Below are 18,214 nucleotides of genomic sequence, written 5' to 3'. Positions count from 1 at the left end.
GTGCAAGCGCGTGCAAGGCGTATCCTAGGGCCATGTTGCGGTGCACCACGCACCCGACCCCCAACGTCCCGAGTCCCCCATGTCCGCTTCCGCACCCGCTCTTGATCCGGGTACCCCGCCCGTCCGCGCGCCGCACGTCGGTCTGGTGATCCTTGCGCTTGCCGTTGGCGGCTTCGCCATCGGAACGACCGAGTTCGCCTCGATGAGCATGCTGCCCCTGTTCGCCGAGGGCCTCGGTATCGACGCGCCGACCGCCGGCCACACGATCAGCGCCTATGCGCTTGGTGTCGTGGTCGGCGCGCCCGTGATGACGGTGCTGGGCGCACGCGTGCCGCGTCGCCGGCTGCTGCTCATCCTCATGACGATGTTCACCGTGTTCAACGGCCTGACCGGTCTTTCGCCGAACTACCACTGGATGCTGGTGTTCCGCTTCCTCGCCGGCCTGCCTCATGGCGCCTACTTCGGCGTGGCCGCGCTGGTCGCCTCGTCACTGGTACCGGCGAACCGGCGTACACGCGCGGTCGGCCAGATGTTCCTCGGTCTCACCGTCGCGACGATCGTCGGTGTACCGCTGGCCAGCTGGCTGGGCCAGGCCGTAGGTTGGCGCTGGGCGTTCGCCCTGGTCGCCGTGCTCGGCGTGCTGACGATGACGGCGGTTGCCGTCTTCGCGCCGAACACGCCTTCGGATGCCAAAGCCAGTCCACTGCGCGAACTCAGTGCGCTGAAGCGATCGCAGGTCTGGTACACGCTCGCCATCGGCGCGATCGGCTTCGGCGGCATGTTCGCGGTCTATACCTATCTCGCCGACATCCTGATCAATGTCACGAAGATGCCGCTGTCCTCGGTGCCTTGGGTGATGGGCGTGTTCGGCGTCGGCATGACGATCGGCAACATGGTGGTGCCGGTGTTCGCCGATCGCGCGCTCATGCGCACCGCCGGCGTACTGCTGGTGTGGAGCATGGTGATCCTCGCGGTTTTCCCGTTCACCGCCGGCAACATCTGGCTGCTCAGCCTGGATGTGTTCTGCATCGGCATTGGCGGCGCCCTGGGTACCGTGCTGCAGACGCGTCTGATGGATGTGGCAGGCGATGCACAGGGTCTCGCCGCATCGCTCAACCATTCGGCATTCAATACAGCGAATGCACTGGGCCCCTTCCTTGGTGGCCTGGCTATCGCGGGTGGTTACGGCTGGACCTCACCTGGTTGGGTCGGCAGTCTGCTCGCCGTTGCGGGACTCGGTATCTGGGCGGCATCCGTGGCCGCCGAGAAGCGGACGATCTCTGGCGTGGCCGCCGAACCCTGCTGACTGCCGCCGTGCGCCGTTGTAGATTCATTGAATGATGATCCACCCTACCGAACCGACCTCGTTCGACCTTCGCGTCGCAACCATCGCGCAGGCAGCCGCGCTCGCCGACGTGATGGAACGCACCTTCCGCGCCACGTTCGGGGACTCCACCACCGACGGTCACATGGCGGAGCATTGCCGAAGCAGCTACGGCGAGGCGCTCCAGCGCGCCGAGATCGGTGATCCGGATACGACGACCTTGCTCGTCAAGGACGGCGATGTCATCGCGGGCTTCGCGCAGGTGCGCCCTGGAAATCGCCCGAACGGCGTGACCGCCTCCCAACCTGTCGAGATCCATCGCATCTACGTCGATGTGCCCTGGCATGGCAAGGGCGTGGCAGCCATGCTCATGGAGGCTGCACTACGCGACGCCGTCAAGCGTGGTGCAGATGGCGTATGGCTAGGTGTCTGGGAAGATAACGCAAGAGCCATCCGCTTCTACGCCAAATGGGGGTTTGTCGCCGTGGGTGAGCACATCTTCCATGTCGGCGGTGATGCCCAGCGCGACGTCCTCATGAGCCGGGCGCTGTAACGGACTGGCCGAACAGAATTCCGCTATCGTCGATGCGGGCAATCACTCCATCCGCGGGTTCGGGATTCCGGCATGAAAGACATCTTCGCGCTCAAGCTCTACACGCGCGTCGCGCGCCTCGGCAGCTTCTCCGCCGCCGCGCGCGAGTGCGGACTGTCGCAATCGCAGGCGTCGCGGATCATCGCCGATCTCGAATCGGATCTTGGCGTGCGTCTGCTCTCGCGAACAACGCGCGCGGTAGTACCGACCGAGACCGGTTCGGAATTCCTCGCGCGCATGGAACCGATCCTTCTCGCGCTCGACGATGCGGAACACAGCGTGCGAGACGCCGGCGAGCTGCGCGGCTTGTTGCGCATGAGCATGCCGACGAGCTTCGCCATGCGGGAAATCATTCCACGCCTCGCGTCGTTCGCAGCCAGACATCCCAAGGTGGAACTGCAGCTGTTGCTGGAGGACCGTCGCCAGGATCTGGTCCGCGATGCCGTGGATGTCGCCATACGTGCCGGCTCGCAGCCTGACCCGAGTGGAACGGCGAAGACGCTGGTGGTGATCGACCGCATGGTCGTCGCCTCACCCGCCTATCTGGCAGAAGCGGGCACGCCGACATCGCCCGACGAGCTGGTCGGTCATCGTATCGTCTCCGGACCCGCATCGGTCGTGCCGAGCGGCTGGCAGTTCGAGCGCGACGGCACATGGACGACGATCGAGCTCGAATCACACTTCAGCACGAATGAAAACGAGGGTGCCGTGGCTGCCGCTGTCGCCGGGATGGGCATCACGTCGACCACGAGCTGGGCCTGCCGCCAGGAGCTGGCCGACGGCTCACTGGTACGTCTGCTGGCCGACTGGAAGACGGTGGATATCCCCGTATACGCCTATTTCCCGCTGGGACGCGCGACACGCGCCGCAGCGCGTGCCGTCGTCGAGCATCTCGTGGCCGAGTTGGCCATCGATGCCGGTCTGGGCGGTCGCCTGCCTTCCTGACGGGCGACCGCGTCGCGATCAGCCGCCGCCGAAGATGGCGGAGACCTGGGTGTTGAAGCCGTTGACGAAGGCGTGTTCCGCCGGACCCGCGTTGTCGCGCATCGGGCGGGCTGCATCGACCAGGATCTCGTCGGCATCCGTTTCCAGCACAGCCATCGTCTCGGCGATGAACTGGTCGAGCGGCATGGCGAGTTCGGCTTCCTGGCTGTTCATCAGTTCGGTACGGACCCACGGCGGGGCGATCTCGAGCACCTTGACGCCGTCTTCCTTCAGAAGAAAGCGCTGCGACAGCACATACGAGTGCAGGGCTGCCTTGGTTGCGGAGTACACGGCCGTGAACGCGAGCGGGACGAAAGCCAGCACCGAGCTGTTGTAGACCACAGTCGGGTTGGGCTGGGTCTTGATGTGATCGATGAGTGCCGAGGTGAGACGCAGCGGGCCGACCAGGTTGGTCGTGATCGTCGAGACCAGCTGCTTGTCGTCGAGGCGACCCACCGCGTGATCGAGCTCCATGATCCCGGCGTTGTTGATCAGGACGTTGAGACTGGGGAATTCCGTGATGAGTTGCTTAGCGACTCGCTCGATGTCCGCGGCATCCGAGACGTCGAGCTGCACGGCACTCATACCCGGATTCGCAGCAACAACGGTGTCGAGATGACCGCGGCGACGACCGCCGATAATGACCTTGTTGCCCTTGGCGTGAAGCGCTTCAGCCAGACCGCGACCGATGCCCGAACCGCCGCCCGTGATGAAGATGGTATTGCCGCTGATTTTCATGGTGTGTCCTCGGTGAGTTGGCCGCCGCCTCGGGGTCGAGGTCGGCGACGCGTTTCGTTGAGGACAAGTTACCGACGAACCAGGAAGGGCAGTAGCCATTCATTTCCGCTTTGACTTATGTGGGTCCCACATCAATCGGTATGAAGCGGCATCCTGTGGGGCCCGCTTCATGTGGAAGCCGCCTCATGTGGGAGCCGCTTCAGCGGCGATGCTCCTCAGGCGGCAGCACTACTCCGGCCACTGACACGCGCATACCAGCGTTGGGTCGCAACGTTCGCTGCCGGTACCGGCATATCGATAGCCTTCGTCGCGAAGTCGACGGTCACCAGCGCCGTAATATCAGCCACGGTATATCGCTCACCGGCAACGAAGGGCACTTCCGCCAGCCGCGCCTCGAGGTCTCCATAGAAATTCGTGACGCGCTGCTTGCTTCGCTCCACGAGCGCCGGAATCTGCTCGTAATCGTGCGGTCCCGCGATAGCGCGACCTTGCAGGCCGGGAAGCACGTTCCGAATCGCTTCCATCACCGACGCGAAGCCTTCGAGTTCGAAGCGGCGCTCCCACATCGTGATGAGCGCGTTCTCCGCAGCCGTCGTACCGAAGAGCGGATGATCGGGATAGGCGTCTTCCAGATAACGCTGGATAGCCGGTACTTCACCAATGGACGTACCGTCTTCCAGGACGAGCGTTGGCACGACGCGACGCGGATTGATCGCGCGGTAGGCGTCACCGTGCTGTTCGCCCTTGCCCAGATCGATGGCGACCGTCGGGATCGTCAATCCTTTCTCAGCGATGAAGATGCGAACACGACGCGAGTTCGGTGAGCTATTGGACTGGTAGAGCGTGGGAGTTTTGCTGTTCATGAGATGTCTTCGAATAGATGTGGGGAGTGAATCAGAGCTTTGATCCGCCATCGACGTGCAGCGTGTCACCGGTCACCCAGCGCGATGCATCGGAAGCGAGGAAGGTGATGACGTCGGCGATATCGTCGGCGGTCGCGATTCGCTTCAAGGCCTGGATGCTGAGCGTGAAGTCGCGGCCTTCGTCGCTCTTCGCGAAGCTCGACATGTCGGTCGGCACGACGCCGGGTGCGACGGCGTTGACGCGGATACCACGCTCGCCGAGTGCCGCTGCGAAATGCTTCACCAGCGTGTCGATCGCGCCCTTCGTTGCCGAGTAGGCCGACAAGGTACCGACGGCGGCATCGGCGGCGAGAGACGAGAGAAGGACGACAGTGCTGTCCTTGCACATCACCGGAAGCAACTGCTGCACGAGGAAGTAAGGGGCGCGCACGTTCACAGCAAAGAGGTCGTCGAAGTTCTCGACCGTGGTGTCCTCGATCGTGGCCGACACGGCGATACCTGCGTTGGCGACGAGCACGTCGAGGCGACCGCCGATGATCTCGCGCACCTTGGCGGCGAGCTGGTGAGGGCCTTGCGCAGCGCGAAGATCCGCACCGACCTTCTCGGCCTTACCACCTGCCTGCCGGATTTCCTCGACCACGGCCTGGGCTTCCTGCTCGCCACGGCTGTAATGGACGAGGACCTGGGCGCCGGCCTTGGCGAGGGCCAACGCGCTGGCCTTGCCGATACCACGCGAAGCACCGGTCACCAGGGCGGTCTTGCCGGTCAAATCAAAAAGTTGGTTGCTCATGACGTATTCCTCAGAGATATGGCTTTTGAAGGGATCGAATGCGCCGGAGAGTAAGCGAATGGTGTTGATCGGCGGCTTGGTGGGCAATTTATGCCTCTATGGCGCGCCTGAAAAAGACTTTGTAAGCTTGTGGACATACTTCTTAGGCATGGCCCATGGAACTTCGGCACCTTCGCTACCTGATCGCCGTCGCCGAAACGGGCAGTCTTACCGAGGCGGCCGAGAAGCGGCTGCATACCTCACAGCCCTCACTTAGTCGGCAGATACGCGACCTCGAAGATCAGGTCGGCGTTGCGTTGCTCACGCGTAGCGCGCGAGGCGTCGTCCTTACCGAAGCAGGCAAGGCATTCATCGATCACGCGCGCCTGGCGTTATTGCAAGTGGACGCGGCCGTCGAGGCGGCACGTCGCGCCGCGCAACCGACCAAACGTCGCTTCGCGCTCGGTTTCCTCACCGGCCTGGAAATGAAGTGGTTACCGCGGGCGATGCAGTTGCTACACCAGGACCTCGCGACCATCGACGTCACGGTGTCGAGTGACTACTCGCCCGACCTTGCCGACGCCGTCGCACGCGGCAGGCTGGACGTGGCCTTCATGCGCGCAGAGCCCGGTCACGATCTCGAATACCGGGTGATTGGCCAGGAAGCGTTGGTGATGCTCATGCCGAGCGATCACAGACTGACGAAGCGCAAGGTCGTCGAGCCAAAGGACATGGTCGGCGAGCCGTATGTCGCCATGGGCAACAAGGCGAGAGTATTGCGCGCGGTGATCGACGATTACCTCGCACGATCAGGCGTCGATATCGAACCCGCGCAGGACGTCGACAATCCCGCGATGGTGATGTCCCTCGTCGCTTCGACGCGCGGACTCGCATTGATTCCGGCGTACATCCAGGACTTGATGCCGTGGTCGGTTACCAGCCGACCGCTGAAGAATCCGCCGATGCTTGATCTTGTCGTGGGGTACAGCAGAAGCAACACATCGCCGATTCTTGAGGAATTTCTCTCTCGCTTGAATAGCGCCACGTCCTAAGCATAGGTTGATGCGGCTTCACTCACTTGCCGATACAGAACGAACTGAAAATCGCCCCGAGCAGGTCGTCCGACGAATACGCGCCCGTGATCTCGCCCAAGGCCTGCTGCGCGTGACGCAACTCTTCCGCAGCGAGTTCCCCGGCGTGCGAACCGTGCAACGCGTCCGCCGTTCGTGAAAGGTGTTCATCAACCGACTCGAGCGCGACGACATGGCGGCGCCGTGCACTGAATGCACCATCGCTGGCACCCGCGGTCGCGAGATCCTTCAACATCGCGCGAAGTGCGTCCAGGCCGTCGCCTGTCAGCGCCGATAGCCAGAGTGTGTCGTGACCCTCGTGCGCGTCGCGATGCGCCGGCACATGCGCGATATCGATCTTGTTGATGACGACAATGCGAGCGGATTGTGCCGGTGTCCCTTTGAAGAAGGCGAGATCCGCTGACGCATGTTCCGCTTCGGTGACAAGGATGGCGACATCGCAACGTTCGAGCTGCGCACGCGCGCGTCGGATACCTTCGCGTTCGACCACGTCGACCGAATCGCGAAGCCCCGCCGTATCCGCCAACTCGAGCGTCACGCCATCGATGCTGATCGACTCGCGCAGCACATCGCGCGTCGTACCCGCGATGTTCGTCACGATGGCGCGCTCCTGCCCCGCAAGCGCGTTCATCAAGCTGGACTTGCCGGCATTCGGCCGACCGACGATCGCCACCGTGATGCCGTCGTTGAGGCGAACGCCACGACGCGTTTCCACGAGTAATGCATTCAGGTTCGTGCGCAAAGATGCGAGTTGCTCACCAATCACCGGATCGGCGAGGAAGTCGATCTCCTCTTCCGGGAAATCAATCGCTGCTTCAATGTGGACGCGTAGTGCAATCATCTCCGCAAGCAAGTCATCGACACGCGCGGAGAACACACCTTCCATCGATCGAAGTGCGGCACGTGCGCTCGCTTCCGACGTGGCGGCGACAACGTCGGCCACTGCCTCAGCCTGTGCCAGATCGAGCTTCCCATTGAGGAACGCACGTTCGGTGAATTCGCCGGGGCGCGCGAGCCGCGCACCGAGCTGAATGCAACGGCGAAGCAGCGCATCGAGAAGCACGGCGCTGCCATGCCCCTGCAACTCGAGCACATGCTCGCCTGTGTAGGAGGCGGGGCCGGGGAAGTGAATCAGGATCCCGCGATCGATGAGCTCACGGTCGCCGTCGCGAAACGCAGCGAAGTGGGCATGACGTGGCGACGGTTCGCGACCGAGGAAGGCTTTCGCAATCTCGGGAACCAGACGCCCCGAAACGCGAACGGCGCCGACCCCGGCCGCGCCGGCGCCGGTAGCGATGGCCGCGATGGTGTCGTCGCCGTGATTCATGGCCTGCCTTCGATAGCCAAGCGGCGCGTCTTTCGACGCGCCGCCCGGGGGTTATGCGGTCTTGGCCTTGATGTCGGCCCTGTCGACGCTGCGGTTGATGTACCACTGCTGGAGCAAGCTGGTCGCACCGTTGATCGTCCAGTAGAGCACGAGGCCCGAGGGGAAGAAGGCGAAGAAGACGCCGAAGATCAACGGCATCACCTTCATCATCTTGGCCTGGGTCGGGTCCATACCCGCCGTCGGCATCATGCGCTGGGTGAGCAGGGTGACGATGAAGTACAGCACCGGCAGCACATAGAAGGGATCCGGCGCGGACAGATCGTGGATCCAGCCGAAGAACGGCGCGTGGCGCAGCTCGATGGATTCCGACAGCACGCGGAGCAGGCCGATGAAGATCGGGAAGGTGATCAGGATGGGCAGGCAGCCCGCCATCGGATTCACCTTCTCCTTCTTGTACAGCTCCATCATCGCCTGCTGCATCTTCACGCGATCGTCGCCGTAACGCTCCTTGAGCGCGGCGACGCGCGGCTGCAGCTTGCGCATGCGCGCACCCGAGCGGAACTGCGCATCGGTGAGCTTGTACAGCGCGGCCTTGATCAGCAACACGAGCAGGATGATCGCGACGCCCCAGTTACCGCTGATCGCATGCAGCTGCGACAGCAACCAGTGCAGGGGCTGGGCGATGATGGTGAACCAGCCGTAGTTGCTGGTCAGCTCGAGGCCTGGGGCGATGACGTCGAGGGTGCCCTGCAGCTTCGGACCGATATACAGGCGAGCAATGCTGTCGGCGGCCTGACCCGGGGCAACCTGGATCGCCGGACCGAAGGCACGCACGAGGTAACGCGGCGTCGCCGAGTTCGGATCGACGATGTTGCTGCTGTACGTCACAGCCTCGTTTGCCGGCGGAATCCAGGCGACGAAGAAGTAATGCTGCAGCATGCTTACCCAGCCGCCAGTGATCTGGCGGTTGAGCGGCTTCTTGGTGAAGTCGACGAAGGGAAGCGACTCGAACTTGCTCTCCGGGCTATACCAGGCGGCGCCGAAGAAGCTGTGCTGCGCCGGATCGGTATAGGCCTTGAACCAGTTGACCTTCTCGGCGGGTACGCGCTGCAGCTGGTGGTAGGCGTTACCGTTCCAGACGGCCGTCGAGCCGTTCTCGATACGCTGGTCGAGGTCGACCACGTAATCGGTGCGCTTCAAGGTGTAGCGCTTCGTCACCTTCACGCCGGACGGATCCGTCCAGGTCAGATCGACGCTGACCGACTTCTGGCCGTCGGCGAGGACGTTCTCGGTCTTCTCGGCGTGGAAGAGCGCGCGGTGATCCGGGGCCGCGCCGGTGCTGCTGACCAGCCCGTCCTGGGCGGCGAAGAAGTGCGCGCCTTCGTCGTCGAGGAGGCGAACTGGCGGCGACGTCGGGTTCTTCTTGGTTTCCGGCTCGGTCGGATAAGCCAGCAGTTCCGAACGGACGATGCTGCCACCGCGGGTATCGATGGTCAGGCGAAGCAGGTCATTAGACAGCGTGACCAGTTCAGCCTTGCCGTCTGCCGGGGCACCGGAGTCGTTCGGGACACCGGCCGGGCTCGTCGCGCCAGGCACGGCAGCGTCCGCGCCGGTCTGTCCAGCCGTGGTCTGGCCCGTGGGCGCAGGGGGAGCCGGAGGATGGACGTAGTCCTTCTCCCATTCCGTCCACAAGAGATACGCCACGAACATGAGCGCGAAGAAGAGGAGCGTGCGCGTTTGATTCATTGCAGGGCCAGATCCGGATGACGCCTTGGACCCTTAACGGGGAAAGGCGGGGACGACGGTGAGAAGAAGGTCAACGCGCGATTGTGCCGTCGGCGCCTTCGCGCTTCAACGGCCGGACCTTGCGCAGGAGCATGTCGAGCTCGGCCAGCAAGGCTTCGCCGGTCTCTTTGACCGCGCTGTCGCGCGCCATGACCAGGATGTCGACGTGGGGTAGGGCAATGCGCGCGCGGCGAAACGCCTCACGTGCCAGGCGCTTGATCCGGTTACGGTCGACCGCGCGCTTGGAACAGCGCTTGGAGATGGCCAGGCCAAGCCTTGCCGTGTCGACGTCGTTATTTCCGAAGCGCAAAAGAAAACAGCGGCCGCCGAGGCGACCGCTGACAGTTCGCAATGCTGCGAAGTCGGCGGCGCGGCGGAGCCGCGCATCACGCGGCAGGGCTGCGGCTCGCACGACAGGCGAACCTATTACGGGATCAGGCGCTTACGACCCTTCGCGCGGCGCGCGTTCAGGATCTTGCGACCATCGGCCGTCGCCATGCGGGCGCGGAAACCGTGGGTGCGGGCGCGCTTGAGCTTGCTGGGCTGGAAAGTCCGCTTCATGACTCTTAATCCGGGTGAAGAATGAATATGGCCGGAAAGTATGGCCGACATTCCGCTGAGGTGTCAACCGCTTGGCCGCGGGACAGCGGCGGGGGCGCGGCAAGGCGAACCCCGAGGGAGGGGCGGATCGCTGGTAGACTTCGCCGTCCACCCCGCGCGCAAGCGCCCTTTCTGTGGCAAGAATACCCGATGAGTGATCTTTGGAGGCGCTGTCTCGAGCGTCTTGAAGGCGAATTGAGCGCCGAGGACGTCCAGACCTGGTTGATGCCTTTGCAGGCCAGGGAAGACGCCAGCGGGCTGCATCTTTACGCCCCGAATCCGTACTCGCTGGACACCGTCCGCGATGAGTACCTGAAACAGATCCAGACGATCGCCGAACACCTCCTGGGACATCCGGTGCCCGTGCGACTGGAAGTGGGCTCGTCCGCCGCACGAGCTGTACCCCAGCGTCCGGTGGCGTCGTCCCCGGCGGCGGCGCCTGCGCGCCCTGCCCGCGAGGCCGCGCCCGAAGCGCCCCACGTGCATAACCTCGATCCGCACTACACGTTCGATACCTTCGTCGAGGGTAAGTCGAACCAGTTGGGCAAGGCCGCGGCGATGCAGGTGGCGATGAATCCTGGTCGTGCCTATAACCCCTTGCTTCTTTATGGCGGCACGGGCCTGGGTAAGACCCATCTCATGCATGCGGCTGGCAACCTGCTCATGCAGAACAACCCGGACGCCAAGGTGCTTTACCTGCGCTCCGAGCAGTTCGTCAGCGGCATGGTCAAGGCCCTGCAGCAGAAGAGCATGGACGAGTTCAAGCGCCGCTTCCGCACGGTGGACGCGCTGCTGATCGACGATATCCAGTTCTTCGCCGGCAAGGACACGACGCAGGAAGAGTTCTTCCACACGTTCAATGCCTTGTTTGAAGCAAAGCAGCAGATCATCCTCACCTGCGACCGCTATCCGAAGGAGCTCGACAAGCTCGAGCCGCGGCTGAAGTCCCGTCTGGGCTGGGGTCTCTCGGTGGCGATCGAACCGCCGGACTTCGAGACGCGCGCAGCGATCCTCCTTTCCAAGGCAGCCGACAAGGGCATGGAAGTGTCGGAGGACGTGGCGATGCTGCTGGCCAAGCGCATCCGTTCCAACGTGCGTGACCTCGAGGGCGCGCTCAACACGCTGGCGGCTCGCGCTAACTTCTACCGTAAGCCGATCACCACGGACTTCGCGGAGGAGACCCTACGCGACCTTCTCAATACGCACGCACAGGCTGTGACCGTACCCAACATCCAGAAGATGGTGGCCGATTACTACCAGGTTCGCCTGTCTGACCTGCTCTCCAAACGCCGTGTACGCTCCCTGGCGCGTCCCCGTCAGATAGCCATGGCCCTGTCCAAGGAACTGACCGACCACAGCCTCCCGGAGATCGGGGAAGCCTTTGGCGGCCGTGACCATACGACCGTGCTCCACGCTTGCCGGACGATCCGCGGTTTCTGTGAGAAAGATGTGCGTATGCGTCAGGACTGGGAACAGCTCATCCGCATATTGACGGGCTGAGAACCTGTGGATAATAGGTGGATGGACGGAGGATGGTTTTGACCCTCGAAGTTATCCACAAGCCACCCACATGAAAGCGCCCAACAGGTCCAGTCGATATCAAACAGTAAGCAACTGAAATAGTTAAAAAATTCAGTCTTCTCCAGATATCCACCGGCCCTACTACAACCACTATAAAATCTTAAAAACTTAAAAGCAGGAGAAGGGGCGCATGCAATTCAGCATCCAGAGGGAAGTTCTGCTCAAACCTCTGCAGCAAGTGGTAGGCGTCGTAGAACGTCGACAGACCCTGCCCGTACTGGCCAACCTTCTGGTTCGTGCCTCCGGTAGCGAGGTCTCGTTCACCGGTACCGACCTCGAAGTCGAGATGGTCGCCACCACGGCCGCCGATGCGGTCCAGGAAGGCGAAATCACGATTCCGGCTCGCAAGCTGTTCGACATCGTTCGTGCGCTACCCGATGGCGCCAAGATCGATATCAAGCTCAACGGCGAACGTATCGCGCTCAACGCAGGCCGTAGCCGGTTCACCCTGGCCACGTTGCCCGCTACGGAATTCCCGGTCGTCGATGAAATCGAACTGGTCGAGCGTGTCTCGCTGCCGGAAGAAGTCCTTCGCGATCTGATGGACCGCACGGCCTTCGCCATGGCCAACCAGGACGTCCGCTATTACCTCAACGGCATGCTGCTGGATCTCCAGGAGCACACGCTGCGCTGCGTCGCTACCGATGGCCATCGCCTGGCACTCAAGGAAACCAAGCTCGAGAGCTCCGTTTCCGCACGTCGCCAGATCATCATTCCCCGCAAGGGTGTAAATGAGCTGATCGGCCTGCTCGAGTCGGGGGAGGGCACGGTCGAACTGGAGTTCGGCCGTAACCATCTTCGCGTTCGCCGCGGTGGAGTCATGTTCACCTCCAAGCTCATCGATGGTCGTTTTCCAGACTACGAAGCCGTTATCCCTCTCGGTGCCGATAAATCAGCGACGATCGAACGCGATGTGCTGAAAAGCGCTTTGCAGCGCGCAGCCATCCTGTCGAACGAGAAGTACCGCGGCGTGAAGCTCGAGCTGACGCCAGGCCGCATCAAGATCGTCGCGCACAACCCCGAGCAGGAAGAAGCCCAGGAAGAAGTCGAAGCCGAAACCGTCGTCGACGATCTGGCCGTGGGCTTCAATGTGGGTTACCTGCTCGATGCGCTGAGCGCGCTTCGTGGCGATAAGGTTCGGATCAACCTGCGCGATGCCCAGTCCAGCTGTCTTCTCCAGGAAGAGGGCAATGACGAGGCGCGTCACGTGGTGATGCCGCTTCGCCTCTGACGGCCAGGCAAGCTAGAGTTCGGCCCACGACGCCGGGGATGTCTTCGACACCCCGGCGTCGTTCGTTTTGGACGGGAACCTGTTTGGCATGAAGTTCGACTCGCTCAGAATCGCCGGTTTACGTTGCCTTGATGGGGTAACTCTGTCGCCGGCCGCCGGGATCAATGTTTTCGTCGGTCCCAACGGTGCCGGGAAGACCAGCGTGCTGGAGGCGGCCTATCTGCTTTCGCATGGCCGCTCGTTTCGTGCCGGATCGCGGGATGTTCTTCTCAAGCGCGGCGCTGCAACGCTTTCAGTGTTTGCTGAGGTCCATTCGGATGACGGGCGGATCCGGCGTCTTGGCCTTGGCCGTGAGAGCGGACGTTGGGTAGCACGGGTCGACGGGGATGCCGCTGCGTCATTGGGCGCTCTCGTCCAGGAATGCGCCGTGGTGTGTTTCGAGCCGGGCTCGCACGACCTGATCGCCGGGGCGTCGGATGAACGGCGTCGGTTCCTCGATTGGGGCCTGTTCCACGTGGAACATTCCTTCGTGGGGCAGTGGCGGCGCTATCAACGCGCGCTGAAGCAGCGGAACGTACTGCTGCGGAATGGCGGGCCGGCCGAACCCAGTCTCATCGAGCCCTGGGAATCCGAACTGGCAGGAGCGGGGGAGGCAATCACCACCATGCGCCGTGACTACATCGCGCGGCTTCTACCTCACATCCAGGGTTTTATGGGAAACGTCCTGCCCGAGCTCGGTGCGTTCGCGCTCCGCTACAAGCCGGGCTGGGACGAAACCGCCGATCTTCTAGCCACGCTGACAGAGCGGAGGCACCGCGATCTGGCTCGTGGCCACACCACGGTTGGCCCGCACCGCGCCGACTTCACCGTCAGCTTCGAGCACGCACCGCTGCGGGAACACCTGTCCCGTGGGCAGGAGAAGCTCTGCGCTCTGGCATGCCTTCTTGGGCAGGCGTCACTGCACGCTGAAATCCGCGGAGAGTGGCCTGTGGTCTGCCTCGACGACCTTGCATCGGAGCTCGATCGTACCCATCAAGAGTGGGTCGTCGCCCAGCTTCTCGGCCGTGACGTCCAGGTCTTCGTGACGGGAACCGAGATCCCATCCGCCCTCATCGAGCAGCCGGTCACTGTGTTCCACGTGGAACAGGGTGTCGTCTCGGCTTTGCTATAATCGATCGACTGTCCCGAGCCATTGCGCATCGCCCGGGACCGAAACCTGCGCCACCACCAGGCATCGCATGAACGAACCTCTCGATCCGACCAATTCGAACGCCTACGATTCCGGCAGCATCAAGGTCCTCAAGGGCCTGGACGCCGTTCGTAAGCGCCCAGGCATGTACATCGGCGACACCGACGATGGCACCGGTCTGCACCACATGGTCTTCGAAGTCGTCGACAACGCGATCGACGAAGCCCTGGCCGGTTACTGCGACTACGTCACGGTCATCATCCACCAGGACGGTTCGGTCAGCGTGGCCGACAACGGTCGCGGCATTCCGGTGGAAACCCACCCGGAAGAGGGCAGGTCGACGGCGGAAGTCGTCATGACCGTGCTCCACGCCGGCGGCAAGTTCGATGCGAACTCGTACAAGGTCTCGGGCGGCCTCCATGGCGTCGGCGTCTCCGTGGTCAACGCGCTCAGCGAAAAGCTGTGGCTGACCATCTGGCGCGACGGCAAGGAAAATCGCCAGGAATATGCCCACGGCGACCCGATCGCCCCGATCGCCGTGTTTGGCGACACCAATCGTCGCGGCACGATGGTCCGGTTCCTGCCCAGTCCGCAGACCTTCACCAACAACATCGAGTTCCATTACGACATCCTGGCGAAGCGCCTGCGCGAACTGGCCTTCCTCAACTCGGGCGTCACGATCGAGCTGGTGGACGAGCGCAATGAGCGCAAGGACATCTTCGCCTACGAAGGCGGCATCAAGTCCTTCGTGCAGCACCTGTCCCAGTTGAAGAATCCGCTGCACCCGAACGTGATCAGCTTCAGCTCCGAGAGCGAAGGGATCGTGGTCGAAGTGGCCATGCAGTGGACGGACGCGTACCAGGAAACGATGTTCTGCTTCACCAACAACATCCCACAGCGCGACGGTGGCACCCATCTCACCGGCTTCCGCGCCGCCCTGACGCGCACGCTGCAGAACTACATCGAGAAGGAAGGCCTGGCCAAGAACGCCAAGGTCGCCCTGTCCGGCGACGACATGCGCGAAGGCATGATTGCCGTGCTGTCGGTGAAGGTGCCTGACCCGAAGTTCTCCTCGCAGACCAAGGATAAGCTGGTCTCCAGCGAGGTGAAGACGGCGGTCGAGCAGGTCATCAACGACAAGCTGGCCACCTTCCTCCTCGAGCATCCGGGCGAGAGCAAGGCCATTGCTGGCAAGGCCGTCGACGCGGCACGCGCCCGCGACGCGGCGCGCAAGGCTCGCGAAATGACCCGCCGCAAGGGCGCGCTGGATATCGCCGGCCTGCCGGGCAAGCTCGCCGACTGCCAGGAGAAGGATCCGGCGCTGTCCGAACTGTTCCTGGTCGAGGGTGACTCCGCAGGTGGCTCGGCCAAGCAGGGCCGCAACCGCCGGACCCAGGCCGTGCTGCCGTTGAAGGGCAAGATCCTCAACGTGGAGAAGGCGCGCTTCGACAAGATGATCTCGTCGGCCGAAGTCGGCACGCTGATCACCGCGCTCGGTACGGGTATCGGCAAGGACGAATACAACCCGGACAAGCTGCGCTACCACCGCATCATCATCATGACCGATGCGGACGTGGACGGATCCCACATTCGTACGCTGCTGCTCACCTTCTTCTACCGCCAAATGCCCGAGCTGATCCAGCGCGGCCACGTCTACATCGGCCTCCCGCCGCTGTACAAGGTGAAGCAGGGCAAGCAGGAGATGTACATCAAGGACGATGCCGTCCTGAATGACTACCTGATCTCCAGCGCCGTCGACAACGCGTCGCTGACGCCGGAAGAGGGCGCCCCGGGCATCGGCGGCGAAGCCCTCGAAAAGCTGCTGCACGACTACCAGACGGCGCTCGACCAGATTGCCCGCCTGAGCCATCGCTTCGACGTGGCCTCGCTGACCGCGATGCTCGAGCACGCGCCGATGGTCGACGCGGTGTGGACGGACGCGGGTCTGATGCAGGGTTGGCTCGACGGTCTGGCCAAGCGCCTGAGCGCGAGCGGGCTCGGCAAGCCGACCTACACATTGCGCTTCCGCCCGGCACTGAACGAGCAGGGTGCGGCGATCGAAGTCGAACGCATGCAGCACGGCCTGAGCCACACCTGGATCATGCCGCAGGCCTTCTTCGGCGGCATCGAGTTCCGTTCGATACTGGCCATCTCGCAGCAGCTGGCGGAACTCCGCCTGCAGCCGGGCGCCGTGGTTCGTCGCGGCAACGGTTCGCGAGGCGTCCTCAACTTCGCCGACATCCGCACCTGGCTGCTGGACGAAGCGAAGAAGGGCCGGACCATCCAGCGCTTCAAGGGCCTGGGCGAAATGAATCCGGAGCAGCTGTGGGAAACCACGGTGAATCCGGAAACCCGTCGCATGCTCCAGGTCGGTGTCGAAGACGCCGTCGCCGCGGACCAGATGTTCTCGATGCTGATGGGCGAGGCGGTCGAACCGCGTCGCGAGTTCATCGAATCGAACGCGCTGAAGGTTGCCAACCTCGACGTCTGACGTCGAGGCGACGCTCATACCGATTCACGCGTCTCGAAGCGCCCGGCGGCAGCGATGCTCCGGGCGCTTTTTTTTGCTCCATACGCCCGCGAATTGAACCTGTTGTCTCTCCGGCCCAACCTCCTATGAGGTGGGATGAAAACAGCGTTTTCAAGGGCCGAAAGTTGGCCTAATTTCGTCAGCGCCAACGTTCATATAACAAGTCATTGTTTTGACTCACCATTTTTGCGGCACTGCGACTTGTTCTTAGGAATAGAATCGGGTTAACCTCTGTAGTCCCCCGGAGCACGTCACTGTGCGACGACTCCTTCAGCCGAGGTCAGTCAATGAAACAGGGTTCCTTGATCAAGATGGTGCTCGCTACTGCGATCGCCCTTTCCCTTGCCAGTGGCGCTGTCGTCGCGAAAGACGCCGCACCCAAGGATAAGAAAGAAGCGCTGTATCCGAACGCCACCCGGACGGAACCCAAGCTCGATCTGAAGAGCGACAAGGACCAGAAGGCGCTGAACGAAGGCCTCGACGCCGCCAACAACGGCGAGAAGGACAAGGCACTGCAGATCCTGCAGCCGCTTGCCGACGGTACGGCTACCAGCAGCAAGTACGCCCAGGCGCTCGCCCTCCAGGGCATCGCCAACATGAAATACAACGACGGCGACATCAAGGGCGCGATCACCACGCTCAAGCAGGCGCTCGACATCGGCGTCATGCCGAACGACACGTACTTCCAGCTGAAGTACATGTACACGCAGTTCCTCGTCGCCGACGAGCAGTACGCTCCGGCCCTGCAGTCGCTGCATGAATGGCGCGACCAGGGTAAGAAGGAAACGGCCGACTCCTACGGTCTCGAGGGCAACATCGATTACCGCCTCGAGAAGTATCCGGAAGCGATCGCCGCCATCACCAAGGCGAAGTCGATGCCGGACGCGAAGCCGCAGGGCTCGTGGGACCAGATCCTCACGTCCAGCTATGCAGAGACCGGCCAGGGCGACAAGGCCGCCGAGCTCGCTTCGGCCGAACTGGCGAAGAACCCGAACGACCCGACGGCGATGCAGAACGCTGCTTCGGCGCTGATCCAGGCACAGAAGTACCCCGAGGCGATCGCCCTGCTCGAGAAGGGTCGCGCCGCCGGCGCATTCCACGCCGACGAAAACGGCGCCAAGCTCTACGTGAACCTCGCCAAGGTCTACCTGATCGACGGCCAGGAACACAGCGAGCGTCAGGAAGGCAACGCCAAGAAGGCGGTCGCCGTCCTCGAAGACGGTCTGTCGAAGGGTGTGGTCAAGCCCTCCGCCGAGGTCTACAAGCTCCAGGGTGATGCCGCCATCACCGGTGGCGACGAGAGCGGCGCTCTCGCGGCTTACCAGAAGGCAGCACCACTCGCGACCAACGGCGACGTCTCGCTCAGCGTGGCGCGCCTCCAGCTCCAGAAGAATCAATACGGCGCCGCTGAAAAGTCGGCGACAGATGCCATCAGCAAGGGCGTTCAGCATAAAGGCCAGGCCTATATGGTGCGCGCGGAAGCCAAGCGTGGTCAGAAGAACAAGCAGGGTGCTATCGCGGACATGAAGCTCGCGGCTCAGGATCCTGAAACGTCTGCCAAGGCCAACGCCTGGTTGAGCAAGGCAGAGAACACTAAGTAAGCGTTTGTA

The 18,214-nt window shown here is 62.9% G+C and carries 16 protein-coding genes; 9 read left to right on the top strand and 7 right to left on the bottom strand.

The window, feature by feature from the left end:
- Window positions 1-79 precede the first annotated feature (79 nt).
- From BJI69_RS07330 to BJI69_RS07320, 3 genes are all read left to right on the top strand, one after another.
- Entirely contained in the window at window positions 80-1,306 is a 1,227-nt protein-coding gene (locus tag BJI69_RS07330; protein WP_046968117.1) for an MFS transporter, read from the top strand.
- Between the two features lie 31 nt (window positions 1,307-1,337).
- Window positions 1,338-1,877 (top strand): GNAT family N-acetyltransferase, encoded by a 540-nt coding sequence (locus BJI69_RS07325; protein ID WP_244465278.1) that lies wholly within the window; start codon window positions 1,338-1,340, stop codon window positions 1,875-1,877.
- 72 nt (window positions 1,878-1,949) lie between these two features.
- On the top strand, window positions 1,950-2,861 hold the full coding sequence (locus BJI69_RS07320; RefSeq protein ID WP_046968119.1) for a LysR family transcriptional regulator: 912 nt from the start codon (window positions 1,950-1,952) through the stop codon (window positions 2,859-2,861).
- A gap of 18 nt (window positions 2,862-2,879) precedes the next feature.
- Here BJI69_RS07320 and BJI69_RS07315 read toward each other — a convergent pair whose 3' ends face one another.
- The 3 genes from BJI69_RS07315 to BJI69_RS07305 form a co-directional block, all read right to left on the bottom strand.
- Entirely contained in the window at window positions 2,880-3,638 is a 759-nt protein-coding gene (locus tag BJI69_RS07315; RefSeq protein ID WP_046968120.1) for an SDR family oxidoreductase, read from the bottom strand.
- Window positions 3,639-3,853: 215 nt separating this feature from the next.
- Entirely contained in the window at window positions 3,854-4,501 is a 648-nt protein-coding gene (locus BJI69_RS07310; RefSeq protein WP_046968121.1) for a glutathione S-transferase family protein, read from the bottom strand.
- A 31-nt stretch (window positions 4,502-4,532) separates the two neighbouring features.
- Window positions 4,533-5,291 carry an SDR family NAD(P)-dependent oxidoreductase gene (locus BJI69_RS07305; RefSeq protein WP_046968122.1) on the bottom strand — a complete coding sequence of 253 codons (759 nt, stop codon included), beginning with the start codon at window positions 5,289-5,291 and terminating at the stop codon, window positions 4,533-4,535.
- Between the two features lie 155 nt (window positions 5,292-5,446).
- Between BJI69_RS07305 and BJI69_RS07300 the strand changes: the two genes are divergently transcribed.
- Window positions 5,447-6,322: a LysR family transcriptional regulator gene (locus BJI69_RS07300; protein WP_046968123.1), complete on the top strand. Its 876-nt coding sequence runs from the start codon at window positions 5,447-5,449 to the stop codon at window positions 6,320-6,322.
- Window positions 6,323-6,344: 22 nt separating this feature from the next.
- Here the strand turns inward: BJI69_RS07300 and mnmE are convergent, their stop codons facing one another.
- The 4 genes from mnmE to rpmH form a co-directional block, all read right to left on the bottom strand.
- Window positions 6,345-7,688: a tRNA uridine-5-carboxymethylaminomethyl(34) synthesis GTPase MnmE gene (gene mnmE / locus BJI69_RS07295; RefSeq protein ID WP_046968124.1), complete on the bottom strand. Its 1,344-nt coding sequence runs from the start codon at window positions 7,686-7,688 to the stop codon at window positions 6,345-6,347.
- A 51-nt stretch (window positions 7,689-7,739) separates the two neighbouring features.
- Window positions 7,740-9,434 carry a membrane protein insertase YidC gene (gene yidC / locus BJI69_RS07290; RefSeq protein ID WP_046968125.1) on the bottom strand — a complete coding sequence of 565 codons (1,695 nt, stop codon included), beginning with the start codon at window positions 9,432-9,434 and terminating at the stop codon, window positions 7,740-7,742.
- Between the two features lie 70 nt (window positions 9,435-9,504).
- A complete protein-coding gene (gene rnpA, locus BJI69_RS07285; protein ID WP_052767231.1) occupies window positions 9,505-9,885 on the bottom strand; it encodes a ribonuclease P protein component in 381 nt (126 codons plus the stop codon).
- A gap of 14 nt (window positions 9,886-9,899) precedes the next feature.
- Window positions 9,900-10,034, bottom strand: coding sequence for a 50S ribosomal protein L34 (gene rpmH / locus BJI69_RS07280; RefSeq protein WP_008211413.1), 135 nt, complete (start codon window positions 10,032-10,034; stop codon window positions 9,900-9,902).
- A gap of 189 nt (window positions 10,035-10,223) precedes the next feature.
- Here rpmH and dnaA point away from each other — a divergent pair, with 189 nt between their 5' ends.
- The 5 genes from dnaA (at window position 10,224) to BJI69_RS07255 (ending at window position 18,205) form a co-directional block, all read left to right on the top strand.
- Window positions 10,224-11,573, top strand: a complete 1,350-nt coding sequence (gene dnaA / locus BJI69_RS07275; RefSeq protein WP_046968126.1) for a chromosomal replication initiator protein DnaA — start codon at window positions 10,224-10,226, stop codon at window positions 11,571-11,573.
- Window positions 11,574-11,784: 211 nt separating this feature from the next.
- Window positions 11,785-12,885, top strand: coding sequence for a DNA polymerase III subunit beta (gene dnaN / locus BJI69_RS07270; RefSeq protein ID WP_046968127.1), 1,101 nt, complete (start codon window positions 11,785-11,787; stop codon window positions 12,883-12,885).
- 88 nt (window positions 12,886-12,973) lie between these two features.
- Window positions 12,974-14,056 carry a DNA replication/repair protein RecF gene (recF, locus tag BJI69_RS07265; RefSeq protein ID WP_046968128.1) on the top strand — a complete coding sequence of 361 codons (1,083 nt, stop codon included), beginning with the start codon at window positions 12,974-12,976 and terminating at the stop codon, window positions 14,054-14,056.
- 67 nt (window positions 14,057-14,123) lie between these two features.
- Window positions 14,124-16,565: a DNA topoisomerase (ATP-hydrolyzing) subunit B gene (gene gyrB / locus BJI69_RS07260; RefSeq protein WP_046968129.1), complete on the top strand. Its 2,442-nt coding sequence runs from the start codon at window positions 14,124-14,126 to the stop codon at window positions 16,563-16,565.
- 326 nt (window positions 16,566-16,891) lie between these two features.
- Window positions 16,892-18,205, top strand: a complete 1,314-nt coding sequence (locus tag BJI69_RS07255) for a tetratricopeptide repeat protein (protein ID WP_244465279.1) — start codon at window positions 16,892-16,894, stop codon at window positions 18,203-18,205.
- Window positions 18,206-18,214 lie beyond the last annotated feature (9 nt).

The sequence above is a fragment of the Luteibacter rhizovicinus DSM 16549 genome (genome assembly GCF_001887595.1).
GTDB classification, from domain to species: domain Bacteria; phylum Pseudomonadota; class Gammaproteobacteria; order Xanthomonadales; family Rhodanobacteraceae; genus Luteibacter; species Luteibacter rhizovicinus.
This window is presented reverse-complemented; position numbering and strand designations above follow the sequence as displayed.

Excerpts from the sequence above, each read along its gene's own strand:
- BJI69_RS07330 (WP_046968117.1), top strand. The coding sequence starts at position 80 with ATGTCCGCTTCCGCACCCGCTCTTGATCCGGGTACCCCGCCCGTCCGC.
- BJI69_RS07325 (WP_244465278.1), top strand. The coding sequence starts at position 1,338 with ATGATGATCCACCCTACCGAACCGACCTCGTTCGACCTTCGCGTCGCA.
- BJI69_RS07320 (WP_046968119.1), top strand. The coding sequence starts at position 1,950 with ATGAAAGACATCTTCGCGCTCAAGCTCTACACGCGCGTCGCGCGCCTC.
- BJI69_RS07315 (WP_046968120.1), bottom strand. The coding sequence starts at position 3,638 with ATGAAAATCAGCGGCAATACCATCTTCATCACGGGCGGCGGTTCGGGC.
- BJI69_RS07310 (WP_046968121.1), bottom strand. The coding sequence starts at position 4,501 with ATGAACAGCAAAACTCCCACGCTCTACCAGTCCAATAGCTCACCGAAC.
- BJI69_RS07305 (WP_046968122.1), bottom strand. The coding sequence starts at position 5,291 with ATGAGCAACCAACTTTTTGATTTGACCGGCAAGACCGCCCTGGTGACC.
- BJI69_RS07300 (WP_046968123.1), top strand. The coding sequence starts at position 5,447 with ATGGAACTTCGGCACCTTCGCTACCTGATCGCCGTCGCCGAAACGGGC.
- mnmE (WP_046968124.1), bottom strand. The coding sequence starts at position 7,688 with ATGAATCACGGCGACGACACCATCGCGGCCATCGCTACCGGCGCCGGC.
- yidC (WP_046968125.1), bottom strand. The coding sequence starts at position 9,434 with ATGAATCAAACGCGCACGCTCCTCTTCTTCGCGCTCATGTTCGTGGCG.
- rpmH (WP_008211413.1), bottom strand. The coding sequence starts at position 10,034 with ATGAAGCGGACTTTCCAGCCCAGCAAGCTCAAGCGCGCCCGCACCCAC.
- dnaA (WP_046968126.1), top strand. The coding sequence starts at position 10,224 with ATGAGTGATCTTTGGAGGCGCTGTCTCGAGCGTCTTGAAGGCGAATTG.
- dnaN (WP_046968127.1), top strand. The coding sequence starts at position 11,785 with ATGCAATTCAGCATCCAGAGGGAAGTTCTGCTCAAACCTCTGCAGCAA.
- recF (WP_046968128.1), top strand. The coding sequence starts at position 12,974 with ATGAAGTTCGACTCGCTCAGAATCGCCGGTTTACGTTGCCTTGATGGG.
- gyrB (WP_046968129.1), top strand. The coding sequence starts at position 14,124 with ATGAACGAACCTCTCGATCCGACCAATTCGAACGCCTACGATTCCGGC.
- BJI69_RS07255 (WP_244465279.1), top strand. The coding sequence starts at position 16,892 with ATGAAACAGGGTTCCTTGATCAAGATGGTGCTCGCTACTGCGATCGCC.